Below are 12,618 nucleotides of genomic sequence, written 5' to 3'. Positions count from 1 at the left end.
GTTTCTGAAGGATGGAAAAATTACAGTTTCAATACCAGACTACGAAGCCCATCTGTAAGCCGGCACATATCGGTGTTGTCGGTTCGGGAGATTTGGAGATTATTGTAGAGCCTGTAAAAGGCCAGACCACCAACGTCAGCATTTTAACAGGCAGTGAAGGATTTGAACAAGTATGGGAGAATGTTCTGACCCGTTTTTTTAACCGTTATCCGATTACTGCCAATATTACAGTTCATGACTTCGGAGCTACTCCGGGTGTAGTAATGCTTAGATTTACGCAAGTGCTGGAGGTGCTGGATTATGCAGAATAGTTTTGTGGAGCTGAATGGACGCGAGAGAGCTAAAGCGCTGCTGGACGAAGGGACTTTCCGTGAGATACTTGGGCCGTTAGACAAAATCCAATCCCCCCACCTAGAGCCGCAAGGCATTGTTCCTCAGAGCGACGACGGGATTATTCTGGCTCTTGGCGAAATACACAAACAGAAGGTCTTGATCATTTCGATGGAAGGCGCTTTTCAAGGGGGGGGGATTGGAGAAGTCAGCGGGGCCAAAATTTCCGGAGCGCTCGAACTGGCACTGGAAGAGAATAAGAGAGGGAACAAACTATATCCCGTCATGATCTTCGATACAGGGGGTGTTCGGCTACAGGAAGCGAACTATGGATTGTTGTCGATTTCGGAGATTGCTACCCAGATCGTTGCCCTGCGTAAATACGTTCCTGTTATCGGACTGATCCCGGGCCGCGTAGGGGCATTTGGGGGAATGTCCATTACTGCAGAATTGTTTACCACTCTGATTGCTACGAAGAAAGCGCGCCTCGGTCTGAACGGGCCGGAGGTCATTGAGCAGGAAGCAGGGGTCATGGAGTTCGATGCAAGCGACAAAGCCTTGATTTGGAACACAATCGGAGCTAACCAGCGCTTCCAAACCGGATTGATTGACGAAATGGTGGAAGATACGACGGATGCAGTTGTCGAAGCGATTGATACTGCGCTCAAGGCACCGGCGAAGCCTGCTAAAACAGAGCAAATCGATTTCTATCTGACCCTGTTAAACACTCTTGATCCTACAGAAGCTTGGACACCTGAGCGCTATCGCGAATTTTACACGCAGATACAGCCTGTGCAGCAGCCTGTCCCGCTGGCAAAAGAGGGTGCGGCCGACATGTCGGATAGTAGAGGTTATCGCTGGTTCTCCCGCTTGACGGGCATTGCTCACCCAATCAGCGATGTTCCTTCAGTGCTTGCGGCAGACGTGGATAAGAACGGACAACTGTGCAGATATATCGCCATTGTTCCGAATGCCTCCAACCGATTCCCGCGTGTCAGAAACGGTGAGGTTGGTATGCTTGAAGGCTGGACGGTGGCTCAAATCATCAGGGACGCAATCCGTCAAGATGAGAAAAAAGAAACCAAACGTCCGATCATTGCCATCATTGATGTACCCAGTCAAGCCTATGGCTATAAGGAAGAAATGGTCGGTATCAGTCTTGCCCTGGCTGCAAGTGCAGATGCTTACGCAACCGCTAGATTAGAAGGCCATCCAGTTATCGGTGTGATTGTCGGTAACGCGATTTCCGGGGGCTTCCTCGCGCATGGGCTGCAATCGAATCGTTTGATCGCACTGGATGACAGCAAGGTCAATATTCAGGCCATGTCCAAGGCTTCTGCTGCTCGGATTACCAAGCGGACGATTGCCGAGCTTGAAGAAGCTACCAAGAAAGTTCCAGCTATGGCCTACGATGTTCGTAGCTACAGTACTCTGGGGGCATTATATCAGATGCTGAGCGGTATCCATGCAGACGATCCACAGAGTAGTGATGTAGCCATCGTGGAAAAGACCGTTTCCGAGGCAATCGAGAGTACAAAAGGAGCGCCCCGCGACCTTAGCTTCCGATTGCAGACCAAGGAAGCTATGGCGGGCGGGCGGACTGCAACCCGTGGCGTTCGAGATGCGCTTTTGGAGCAATGGTAATCCATCCACATGATCTGATTGAAGTGTCCAATTTGAAATATCTCTCCTTATATGAAGACAAGGAGTGGGTAACCGCCTCGCTGAGGCGGACCCCCTTTGTGGTCGTTCGCCGAGCCGATCCGTCGGCGGATGGTTGTATTCCCGTCGGAGTACGTGGACAGGAGCGAAATCAACGGGAAGCTGCATTCCTGGACCCGAAGGGGGTGTCCCAGCTCGTGTCTCCCTATGCGATAGTGAAACGTCAGATGTGGAACTCCTTGCCTACAGAGAGACGGCAGCAGCCTGTTCTTCAGTTGATGGACTTGTTAGCAGAAATGATGGCGGATTGGCGCTGGGGGCCAGCGGGGAGCGCAGGATTCGAAATAGTAACGCAATACCCGACTGTGAAGGAAACGAGTGATCTTGACCTTGTTATAGATGGTTCAGAGGTTATTGATTATGCAGTAGTTGAAAGACTTGTGCACAAGTTGGAGCATCTGGGTGTTCGAATTGACATTCAATTGGAGACAAGAGACGGTGCCTACGTCCTGCGCGAAATTCTTGAGAGACGGGCCAGCACTGTGGTGCTGCGAACTTCTTCGGGTCCCAAGCTCGTTCGTAATCCTTGGCAATAAGGAGCTATAATCAACGGCAAAAGGGAGGAATGCACGACCATTTGGCTTCAGGCAAGCTGTCAAAGGGGAAGTGCGTATTATGGAAAACACTGAAGAGCGGAATATTAATATTAATGAGAGCGACATCTTAAAGGTGTTTGCCGTCAGCGGAGCGATCTTGCAAAGCGTTCTGGGGATGTTTCTGAAGTATGCACACACTAACGATAACCTAGCCTTATTAGGCGTCATTTTCAATATAGTAAAGTATACTGCGCCAGTCTTTATTTTTGCCATTGTATATGGGATGGTGAAAAATAATCAGCATACGAAGGTATCCCATTTTTACAAGGAAAAATTCGGGGAGCTCGTGATCCCTTATTTACTGTGGGCAGCGGCTGGCTTAATTTTCTTCCCGGAAATTCAGGTTAATCAGCACGTTGCATCATTCCGGACGCTCATCGAGTCATTTGTGCTCGGTAATGCATCATCACAGTTTTGGTACACGGTGATGATGTTGCAATTTCAATTGCTGATGCCAGTCCTTATTTTCATCTGCTACAAATACTTGGCTAAGCCTAAGCGGGTCATTCCGCTGCTTATTGTGAGCTTCGTGATCTTCGGAGCGTGGCTATGGATGTACGATACCTTCGTATTCCAAGGAGCATATGCGATTAGTCTGCGTTACCTTGACCGCTTTTTCGTTAGTTATTTTATTTATGCTTTACTAGGTGGAATCGCTTGGGTATATAAGAAACAGTTCGACGGAGTGCTTCGCCGGATTCAGTTCATACTCATTCCGGTAATGCTTCTTATTCTCATTTGGACAAATCACGAATTTTTCGGTTTTGGATTTGAGGATATGTCCTTCGGAAATCTGATTTATCTGAAGCCGTCCATGACCTTGTACAGCTTGGTAGTGATTTTCCTGATTTACATGCTGGCAAGACATTTGATCAGCGTAAATTCCCGTTCACTTCCCTATTACAAATGGTTATCTACTTATGCGTACCGGGCCTTTACAGCGAACGTATTTATTTTGGTCATCGTGCTGCGCTTGGTCGGTGATTTGGTAAGTCAGCTTCCTTTATTTGTGGCACTGCTTTTGGTTTATCTGACGACTGTAGCATGCTCCTTCGGCATCGTCTATGCCTTTGCGCAGATAAAGGTAAAGGTATGTCGTGAATGGTTATTGTTGAAACAAAAAAGAGCGCAAAGCACCGATCTAAGATAAATGCCTAAAAGAAATAATACAGATAACAACGTATATATGACATCCTAATTTAGGCGTATCTAAGTTATTGGCGTATTGACGGCAACCCCAAAGGGTATCTCGATGATTGAAGAGATACCCTTTTTGTGAACCTGAACTTACTTACATCAATCGCTGTATTTCATCTTTCAGAATTTCGGACCGAGTCCCGAAAATAACCTGCAGGGTACCGTTACCAAGCCTGATGATTCCCGACGCTCCGAGCTGCTTGAGAGCTTGATCATTAACCGCTTTGTCGTCTTTGACGACAAGACGCAGCCGTGTGATGCAGGCATCAATGCTTTGGATATTGTCTGAACCGCCGAGATAGGTTAGTATTCTGCCTGCCTGACTGGACTGAGTATCGGATGTGGTGCTTGCCTTTCCATCGGGTATAGTTTCGTTAACCTCAGACAGGAGACTGTCTTCTACATCATCTTCACGCCCAGGAGTTTTTAGGTTGAATTTGAGAATGATAAATCGGAACAGAAAGTAATAGATGAGGGCAAAGACAAGCCCAACCGGGATCATTCGCAATGGGTGGGTGGAGAGTTTCATATTGACCAGATAGTCAATGAGTCCTGCTGAAAAAGAAAAGCCGAGTTTGACATCCAATAGGTATACGACCAGGCCGCTCAGGCCTGTCAGCAGAGCATGAACGCCGTAAAGCAATGGTGCAATGAACATAAACGAAAATTCGAGGGGCTCGGTAATTCCGGTCAGGAACGATGCCAGTGCAGAACCGATGAAAATGGAAGCGACGGCTTTACGTTTTTCCGGTTTGGCCGTATGGATGAATGCGAGGGCTGCTGCTGGGAGAGCGAACATCATAATGGGGAAGAAGCCGGACATGAATATACCCGCCGATGTATCGCCTGCGAAAAAACGCGTCAGGTCACCATGAACGACCTCACCGGCAGCATTGGTGTAGTCACCAATTTGAAACCATGCGATCGAGTTCAACACATGATGCAAACCGAGCGGGATCAGCAGCCGATTGGCAATCATGAATATCATTGATCCGATTCCGCCAAAGCCGACAATCCAGTTGCCGAAGACTGCAATCCCATCTTGTATCGGACTCCAGATCATACCGAGCAGAATGGCCAGAATCATGGTCGTAAAGGCGGTGATCATGGGGACAAAACGTTTGCCCGAGAAGAAGCCAAGCCAATCTGGGAGCTGAATATTGTGATATTTTTTAAACAGAAAAGCAGACCATCCACCGATAAAAATACCACCCAATACGCCCATGTCCAGCTTGACGTCGTCTGGAATATATGCAAATATACCCGGCACTGCCGCCAAAATACGGGTCAGCACCATATAGGCAATGACTGCCGATAATGCGGCTACTGCGTCGCCTGCCAGACCAATGGCAACACCGATGGAGAAAATGAGCGCAAGGTTACCGAAGATGGCCCCCGCCCCCTCGTTCAGAAAAGGAGTGACATAATGATTCAGAAATCCGCCAACTCCGGGACCAAGTGGTATATCCGTTTCATAATTAATCAGTGCTAATCCTTGCAAAATCCCTGCGGCGGGTAGAGTGGCTACTGGAAGCATTAACGACTTGCCGATTTTTTGCAGAAATTTCAGCATAACATTCTTCCCTTCTTCATCGAGTTTGGGAGTGTCGTATTCATCCTGAAACCCTTACATTAAACCATTTTTTTACATCATAAATCGGAGAATCTAACATGGTCAACGATTATTTTAAGCTATGAAAATACGTAAATCCGTAGTTGACATCGCTTACATGCTTATATAGTATCAAATTTAAGTTAATAATCGTGACGGAGACAAGAGAGCCACGCAGACACCCATGGTACAGCACAGGGTTGGTTTGTGATGGCTTTTCTTTTTTTGCGCGATGAAAGCGATCGAAATCGGATGATCTATTGAGGAGGTAGGTTGTATGTCGCCATACGCAGCCGAATTCATAGGGACAATGATTCTTATTGCCCTAGGTGGCGGAGTGTGCGCAGGGGTGTCCCTGAAAAAGTCATTTGCTCACGCTTCCGGCTGGATTGTGATTGGAATGGGATGGGGGCTCGCGGTTGCTATTGGGGTGTATGCAGTGGGTGAAATCAGCGGAGCGCATTTGAATCCGGCAGTGACACTGGCGTTGGCATTTCAGGGCATTTTTCCGTGGCAGGACGTTCCCGGCTATATTGTGGCTCAGCTTCTCGGGGCCATGGCGGGTGCGATAATCGTGGTTTTGCATTATTGGCCTCACTGGAAAGAGACGGAGGACACAGCAACCAAACTCAGTGTATTTGCGACAGGACCGGCTATTGATCATCCATTTGCCAACGTTCTTAGTGAAATGATAGGTACTTTCATCTTTATTCTTGCTCTGCAGTCATTTGGTGCCAATTCATTTACAGGGGGCTTGAAACCGCTGATTGTGGGTTTTTTGGTTGTCAGTATCGGTTTATCCTTTGGAGGCACAACGGGCTATGCCATCAATCCAGCGAGAGATTTTGGGCCGCGTCTGATGCATTATTTACTACCGATTCCCGGTAAGGGAGCATCCAATTGGAAATATGCCTGGGTGCCCATTGTAGGGCCGCTGTTGGGTGGATCTTTCGCAGGGCTATTTTATCAGGCTGTTTTTAAGGGGAGTGTGACTCCGGCTTTCTGGATTTTACTAGGGATCATCGTGATTGTACTCTTGATTACCTTCCGTATGAGTCGTACTTATAAAAATCATAAAACGGATCACAAACTTACAGCGTAAAAACGATGGATTTACACGGGGAGAGATGAACAATGGGAAAATATATTTTGTCACTAGATCAGGGAACGACAAGCTCAAGAGCGATTTTGTTCAATAGCGAAGGAGATGTAGTGTACTCGGCTCAGCGAGAATTTCCACAATATTTTCCTCATCCCGGCTGGGTAGAGCAGAATGCGAATGAAATCTGGAGCTCTATTCTCGGAGTCATTGCCTCCTGTCTTTCCGAATCCGGTGTAAAAGCAAATCAAGTGGCTGCCATCGGCATTACCAATCAGCGAGAATCGGTGGCTGTGTGGGACAAAAATACAGGAGTGCCTGTGTATAACGTACTCGTATGGCAATCACGCCAAACCTCGGACATCTGTGAAGAATTGAAGCGGCAAGGGCACGAGGAGCTGTTTCACAGCAAAACAGGGCTGTTGATCGACCCGTATTTTTCAGGCACTAAAGTAAAGTGGATACTGGACCATGTGGAGGGCGCTCGGGAAAAGGCAGAACGAGGTGACCTGTTATTCGGTACGATTGACTCGTGGCTGATCTGGAAATTATCCGGCGGAACGGCACATGTAACAGACTACTCCAATGCAGCTAGGACGCTGATGTACAACATTTATGAACTAAAGTGGGACGAAGAGCTGCTGGACATTCTGGGTGTTCCGAAAATCATGCTACCTGAGGTAAGACCTTCTTCCGAGGTATATGCGCACACCGTGGATTATCATTTCTTTGGTCAGAATGTACCAATCGCCGGTGCAGCAGGTGACCAGCAGGCAGCTTTGTTTGGTCAGGCATGTTACGAAAAAGGGATGATCAAAAATACTTACGGCACAGGCTGCTTCATGCTGATGAATACGGGGAATCAGCCTGTTGAATCCAAGCACGGCCTGATTACGACCATCGCTTGGGGACTGGAGGAAGGCAAAGTACAATATGCACTCGAGGGGAGTGTGTTTGTAGCGGGGTCGGCGATCCAGTGGCTGCGAGACGGGCTGCGTATGTTCCGTGAAGCGAAGGACAGTGAGCCTTATGCCGCCCGTGTTTCGTCTACAGAAGGAGTGTATCTTGTACCCGCTTTTGTCGGACTGGGCAGCCCCTACTGGGATAGCGAGGTGCGCGGAGCGATGTTCGGTTTGACACGCGGGACCACGAAGGAGCATTTTATTCGCGCCACATTGGAGTCACTTGCTTATCAGACCAAGGATGTGCTTACAGCCATGGTGATTGATTCAGGTATTGCAGTGAAGACGCTGCGGGTGGATGGAGGAGCTGTATTGAACAATTTTCTGATGCAATTCCAGAGCGATATTTTGGATGCAACAGTGGAGCGGCCAGTTATCCATGAGACGACGGCACTGGGGGCTGCATGTCTGGCAGGTTTGGCTATTGGATATTGGAAGAGCACGGATGAACTTCGCAAGCGGGTGAGGGTGGAAACCTCTTTTGCCCCGGATATGGATGAATCAACACGTGAAAGCTTGTATGAAGGCTGGAAAAAGGCTGTGAATGCGACGATGGCCTACAAGTAATAGATTAAGCGTTGGGTCTCTGAATATTAAACTGCAAAAAGATGACTTCTGAATTTATCAGAAGTCATCTTTTTTAAGGCATATGCTAACTCTTGACCTTCGTATGGTTCCAATGTTGCCGGGCTCCGCAGGAGCTACGAATGACTAGTTCCGGCTCTACTTTAATACATTTCGTGTTCATTTGTTTATTCATCAGGTCAAACAGCACCATAGCGGCTAGACGGCCTATTTTTTGCTTGTCTTGTTTTACCGTCGTCAGTGGAGGTTCGGTATAACGACAGGCTTCTATATCATCACATCCCACTACAGCAATATCCTCGGGTACCCTCAAGCCGCTTTCCTTGAAAGCACGTATGGCACCAAAAGCAAGTAAGTCGGTAGCCGCAAAAATAGCTTTTGGTAAATTTCCTTGCTGTATCCACGCCTTCGCGATCTGGTATCCATCTTCTGCCGCGTAGTCCTTACCATACACGATCCATTCAGGTCTGACATCAAGACTAAACCGTTTTAGTGAAGCAATAAAAGCCTCCTCTCTCTCTTTAATAACCAAGGAGGGGCGTTCAATGCCTATAAAACCCATTTCGCGGTATCCATTCATGTAAAAGTGCTCAACAACCTTCATTGAAATCTTCTGATTGTCGGACATGATATAGCAGGAACTAGCTCCGGTTAGCTCAATATCGACACCGATGCAGGGGATAGGGCTGGCGTCGAGATCAAAAACACTCTTCTCCACCTCATCTCCAGCAATAATAATGCACCCGTCCACTGAAAAATATTTCGAGCGAGCCAAATAGTCCTCTCCATTATCCAGAAATTTCTCATTTGAAAAAAACAGCAGATCGTAACCGAGCAAGCCAATCTGTTTTTTGAAGACATTAATGATATCTACAAAAAAAGGATGACTAAAATCAACATTCAGCTTGCCGGCAAATATAACGCCTACCAGATTAGATTTTTTGGTAGCAAGCGTTTTAGCCGAGGAGGAGGGTCTATAGCCTGTTTCCTCCATGATTTTAAGTACCCGCTGCCGGGTTTCCTCACTGATGTCCGTGTAATTGTTAATGATTTTCGAAACCGTTGCCACTGAAACGCCTGCCATGCTAGCTATTGTTTTTATATTCATGGAATCCTCCGTAACTAAACTGATTTAGTTAAATTGACTTTGCTTTTCAAACTTAATGATTACTCGTATTCTATGCTACCTCATAGAAGTGAGTCAACAGTGTGAATAAAGGATATTGCCTAATATTTCAAGGAGTAATAACGGTGATTTATGTTTTATTTGATAATTTACAATTCTCTATTTACAAATACAGGCTATCCGATACATAATAGTAGCTGTAATTAACTAAACCGCTTTCGTAAAAGTGAATGCATTTATTCTAAGAGTACAGGGGGAATTTTGCAATGCTGAAAAAGTGTTTTTCTTTACTTGTTGTAACCGCTTTAATAGTGGTATTGGCTGCTTGCGGCAAAGGTGGTGAAGCTGGACAGAACGGGAATAAAAAGGTCACGTTAAAGATTATTCATTGGCAGCAAGAAAATATTAATAACTATATAAAGGAATTTAATAAAAAGTTTGAAGAGAAGTATCCCGATGTTCAGGTGGAGTATACGACGGTTCCTGCTGATTCAACTTATGATCAACTGATGCAAACGCGTATGAATGCTGGTTCAACCGGTGATGCAGACATTATTCCTTTGAAATTCAGCTTCGTAGGCGCACCGCAGGAATGGTCTAAGGGAGCAGCTGATCCGATGTGGAAGCAGTGGATTGAGGGAGGACTCATTGCAGATCTGTCGGATCAAGCTTTTATCAAAAACTATAATCCTACAGATGTCAAAAATGCCATGACCTACAACGACAAAGTATACGGTGTAAACATGGGAAAGGTGGCCCTGACAGGTCTGTTTTACAACAAAGAGATTTTTGAAAAATATAATCTTACTGTGCCAACGACATGGGACGAACTGGTGAATGTGATGAAGGTGCTCAAGGATAATGGCGTAGAACCGCTTGGTTTTGGCGGTAAGGATGTATGGCCTATTAACCTTGCTGTCCAAGGGCTTCAAGCCTCTATCCATGATGATCAGCTGGAATATATCAAAGGGTTGTGGACAGGTAAGACGAAGCTGACAGACCCCGTCCAGCTCGAGGTTTTGGAAAAATCACAAATTTTGATGAACAACGCCATTAGTGGATTTATGGGGATTGACTATGGAACCTTGCCAAGCTTGTTTGCTTCAGGTCGTGTGGCCATGATTGCGGATGGTACATGGGATGCAACTACGATTCAGACAGCCAATCCAGAGATGAAATTTGGATATTTCCCGATTCCAGGTAGTAATGATCCTGCCAAAAATAAAAATCTAGCAGGAAAATACGATATGACATGGATGGTTCTGGAAAAATCACCGAATAAGGAATATGCGATTAAATGGCTTGAAATGCTTTCTGAGAAGCAGAACTATACCGATTTCGTGAACGTTGCTGGATTTTTGCCAACACAGCCTGATGTGAAGATAAAAAGTGATTTTGTTGCTGAAATTCAGCCGTCACTTGAAAACTTCAAGCTCTCTTGGGATCAGTTGTTTATCAACCGTAAGAATGCTGGGCAATACGTTAAGGATGCCAGTGCACATGCAGAATTCTTGGCTCCTGCTGGTCCGATAAAGACGCCTTTGGAACTTGCTCAGAAATCTCAGGCTGACTGGGATGCGGCTGCTCCTAAATAATGCATAGATTTTACAGGAAAACAATTGGGCAACTGCAAGACCTTAAATAATGTAAAAAGGTGTGAGGCACATGTATCCCTTCGGAAAGGGTGCGGCCCGGATAATGCCCTATCTTTTGCTGGGTATACCGGTTCTGCTCTATTTGCTTCTTGGTTTTGGACCCTCTATGGTAACGGTGCTTTTTTCCTTTACAGATGCTACCGGGGTTCCGGGACAGACATGGAGTTTTATCGGATTCGAGAATTACACAACTTTCTTCACCTCCTCCGATTCTGGAGATCGTCTCGCTTCTATAGGACGTTCCTTGTATTTTGCCGTAGCGGTGGTTGTAATTCAAAATGCGGTAGGGCTGTTCATGGCCGTCCTGATTAATAAAAAGCTTAAAGGGGATATGTTATATCGCTCTGTATTTTTCCTCCCTGTTGTACTCGGGGTAACGGTATCCGGCCTGATCTGGCAGCTGCTTGCCAATCCGCTTGGGGGTCCTGCGCAAGCCTTGATGAACTTTTTTGGAACGAGCTCTAACTTCTTCGGGGATTACAATATTGCATTTGAGTTGATTATTTTTGTGCAAATTTGGATGTATATGGGTTACTCGATGACTATTTTCTTAGCCGGACTCCAATCTATCCCCAGTGACTTATATGAAGCAGGGTATATGGACGGTGCCTCTGGATGGAAAGCGTTCAAAAATATTACCTTTCCGATGATTGCACCGTCCTTTACCGTCAATATGCTGCTGTCCATTATCGGCGCCTTGCAGACCTTTGACATTATTTATGTGCTGACAGGTGGTAAATTCAACACAACAACCCTGGCGTTTGATGTATATGCAACAGCCTTTGGTACTGGAACGTCAGATTACGGTCTTGCTTCCGCAGTTGCTATGATCCAGTTCGTGTTCGTATTTACAGTATCGATGATTGCCTTGTATTACTTACGTAGAAGAGAGGTGGAAATGTAATGAGCAGTACCAAAGGGACCAAAATACTGAGCTACATCATCGTACTGCTCATGCTTTCGTTATATGTGTTCCCTCTTTTTTACCTTTTTAATGTATCCATGAAGACTCAAAGTGAGTATTTGATGAATCCTGTAGCTCTAGCCAAGAGTCTACATTTGGAAAATTTCATGGATGCTTGGGAGAAAGGGAACTTCTCTCAATACATGTGGAATAGCATTTTGTATACAGGCGTATCTACGTTATTAACACTGATTATATCCGTGTTCGCAGCTTTTCCGTTGGCACGGGGATACGTTAAGTTCAGTACCTTCTTTTATGTGTTTTTCCTGATATCTATGTATCTCCCGAATCCTCTGATTCCGCAATTTGCTCTTATTAATAGTCTGGGACTTTACAATACACAGCTTGGTTTTATCTTACTGAAAACAACAGGTACCGGCATCGCCTTCCTGATGTTTGTAGGGTATATCAAGTCTGTCTCCCGAGAGCTGGATGAAGCGGCTGCAATGGACGGGTGCGGATATTCACGATATTTGTTTACGATTCTTGTCCCGCTGATGAAGCCAGTGTTGGCGACAGGCATTATTTTGACAGCTATTGGGGCGTGGAATGACATTATAGGTCCTACTATTTATTTGTCTGATCCTGCTTATCAGCCAGTGACCAAGGGATTGTTCTCCTTCTACGGACAATACATGAACAACTGGCCGCTGCTCGCTTGCGGCATTCTGATTGTTACACTACCGCTCGTGATTTTGTATATTTTCCTCCAGCGCTTTATTGTCGGCGGTGCAATGGCCGGAGCTGTGAAGTCTTGATACCTGAAAGGA

At 46.1% G+C, this 12,618-nt stretch carries 11 protein-coding genes; 9 read left to right on the top strand and 2 right to left on the bottom strand.

The window, feature by feature from the left end; translation table 11 throughout:
• Positions 1-11 precede the first annotated feature (11 nt).
• The 4 genes from ACM1ND_RS20755 to ACM1ND_RS20740 all read left to right on the top strand — a co-directional run bounded on the left by ACM1ND_RS20755 (position 12) and on the right by ACM1ND_RS20740 (position 3,798).
• Positions 12-311, top strand: coding sequence for a malonate decarboxylase subunit delta (locus ACM1ND_RS20755; protein ID WP_023989989.1), 300 nt, complete (start codon positions 12-14; stop codon positions 309-311).
• The gene (gene mdcD / locus ACM1ND_RS20750) at positions 301-1,974 is read left to right on the top strand and encodes a biotin-independent malonate decarboxylase subunit beta (protein ID WP_068941704.1); all 1,674 of its coding nucleotides are present in this window, start codon (positions 301-303) and stop codon (positions 1,972-1,974) included. Before ACM1ND_RS20755 ends, mdcD begins: the two co-directional genes overlap by 11 nt.
• Complete coding sequence (locus tag ACM1ND_RS20745) at positions 1,968-2,588, top strand: malonate decarboxylase holo-ACP synthase (RefSeq protein ID WP_068941702.1); 621 nt, start codon at positions 1,968-1,970, stop codon at positions 2,586-2,588. Before mdcD ends, ACM1ND_RS20745 begins: the two co-directional genes overlap by 7 nt.
• A gap of 79 nt (positions 2,589-2,667) precedes the next feature.
• A complete protein-coding gene (locus tag ACM1ND_RS20740; protein ID WP_068941700.1) occupies positions 2,668-3,798 on the top strand; it encodes an acyltransferase in 1,131 nt (376 codons plus the stop codon).
• Positions 3,799-3,939: 141 nt separating this feature from the next.
• On the opposite strand, the gene ACM1ND_RS20735 is transcribed toward ACM1ND_RS20740, so the two are convergent.
• Positions 3,940-5,418: a PTS transporter subunit EIIC gene (locus ACM1ND_RS20735; protein WP_068941698.1), complete on the bottom strand. Its 1,479-nt coding sequence runs from the start codon at positions 5,416-5,418 to the stop codon at positions 3,940-3,942.
• 316 nt (positions 5,419-5,734) lie between these two features.
• Between ACM1ND_RS20735 and ACM1ND_RS20730 the strand changes: the two genes are divergently transcribed.
• On the top strand, positions 5,735-6,559 hold the full coding sequence (locus ACM1ND_RS20730; protein WP_053325980.1) for an MIP/aquaporin family protein: 825 nt from the start codon (positions 5,735-5,737) through the stop codon (positions 6,557-6,559).
• A gap of 32 nt (positions 6,560-6,591) precedes the next feature.
• Complete coding sequence (gene glpK, locus ACM1ND_RS20725) at positions 6,592-8,085, top strand: glycerol kinase GlpK (protein WP_053325979.1); 1,494 nt, start codon at positions 6,592-6,594, stop codon at positions 8,083-8,085.
• An 85-nt stretch (positions 8,086-8,170) separates the two neighbouring features.
• Here glpK and ACM1ND_RS20720 read toward each other — a convergent pair whose 3' ends face one another.
• The gene (locus tag ACM1ND_RS20720; protein WP_341057181.1) at positions 8,171-9,211 is read right to left on the bottom strand and encodes a LacI family DNA-binding transcriptional regulator; all 1,041 of its coding nucleotides are present in this window, start codon (positions 9,209-9,211) and stop codon (positions 8,171-8,173) included.
• 284 nt (positions 9,212-9,495) lie between these two features.
• Between ACM1ND_RS20720 and ACM1ND_RS20715 the strand changes: the two genes are divergently transcribed.
• The 3 genes from ACM1ND_RS20715 to ACM1ND_RS20705 all read left to right on the top strand — a co-directional run bounded on the left by ACM1ND_RS20715 (position 9,496) and on the right by ACM1ND_RS20705 (position 12,606).
• Entirely contained in the window at positions 9,496-10,824 is a 1,329-nt protein-coding gene (locus ACM1ND_RS20715) for an ABC transporter substrate-binding protein (protein WP_028541562.1), read from the top strand.
• Between the two features lie 70 nt (positions 10,825-10,894).
• Positions 10,895-11,788 carry a carbohydrate ABC transporter permease gene (locus tag ACM1ND_RS20710; protein ID WP_028541563.1) on the top strand — a complete coding sequence of 298 codons (894 nt, stop codon included), beginning with the start codon at positions 10,895-10,897 and terminating at the stop codon, positions 11,786-11,788.
• Complete coding sequence (locus ACM1ND_RS20705) at positions 11,788-12,606, top strand: carbohydrate ABC transporter permease (protein WP_028541564.1); 819 nt, start codon at positions 11,788-11,790, stop codon at positions 12,604-12,606. Before ACM1ND_RS20710 ends, ACM1ND_RS20705 begins: the two co-directional genes overlap by 1 nt.
• The last annotated feature ends 12 nt before the right edge of the window (positions 12,607-12,618 follow it).

It is taken from the genome of Paenibacillus sp. JJ1722 (genome assembly GCF_048282685.1).
GTDB lineage: Bacteria > Bacillota > Bacilli > Paenibacillales > Paenibacillaceae > Paenibacillus > Paenibacillus polymyxa_B.
Note: the sequence above shows the minus strand (reverse complement) of the source record. Positions and strands in the feature narration are given on the sequence as shown.

Excerpts from the sequence above, each read along its gene's own strand:
- ACM1ND_RS20755 (WP_023989989.1), top strand. The coding sequence starts at position 12 with ATGGAAAAATTACAGTTTCAATACCAGACTACGAAGCCCATCTGTAAG.
- mdcD (WP_068941704.1), top strand. The coding sequence starts at position 301 with ATGCAGAATAGTTTTGTGGAGCTGAATGGACGCGAGAGAGCTAAAGCG.
- ACM1ND_RS20745 (WP_068941702.1), top strand. The coding sequence starts at position 1,968 with ATGGTAATCCATCCACATGATCTGATTGAAGTGTCCAATTTGAAATAT.
- ACM1ND_RS20740 (WP_068941700.1), top strand. The coding sequence starts at position 2,668 with ATGGAAAACACTGAAGAGCGGAATATTAATATTAATGAGAGCGACATC.
- ACM1ND_RS20735 (WP_068941698.1), bottom strand. The coding sequence starts at position 5,418 with ATGCTGAAATTTCTGCAAAAAATCGGCAAGTCGTTAATGCTTCCAGTA.
- ACM1ND_RS20730 (WP_053325980.1), top strand. The coding sequence starts at position 5,735 with ATGTCGCCATACGCAGCCGAATTCATAGGGACAATGATTCTTATTGCC.
- glpK (WP_053325979.1), top strand. The coding sequence starts at position 6,592 with ATGGGAAAATATATTTTGTCACTAGATCAGGGAACGACAAGCTCAAGA.
- ACM1ND_RS20720 (WP_341057181.1), bottom strand. The coding sequence starts at position 9,211 with ATGAATATAAAAACAATAGCTAGCATGGCAGGCGTTTCAGTGGCAACG.
- ACM1ND_RS20715 (WP_028541562.1), top strand. The coding sequence starts at position 9,496 with ATGCTGAAAAAGTGTTTTTCTTTACTTGTTGTAACCGCTTTAATAGTG.
- ACM1ND_RS20710 (WP_028541563.1), top strand. The coding sequence starts at position 10,895 with ATGTATCCCTTCGGAAAGGGTGCGGCCCGGATAATGCCCTATCTTTTG.
- ACM1ND_RS20705 (WP_028541564.1), top strand. The coding sequence starts at position 11,788 with ATGAGCAGTACCAAAGGGACCAAAATACTGAGCTACATCATCGTACTG.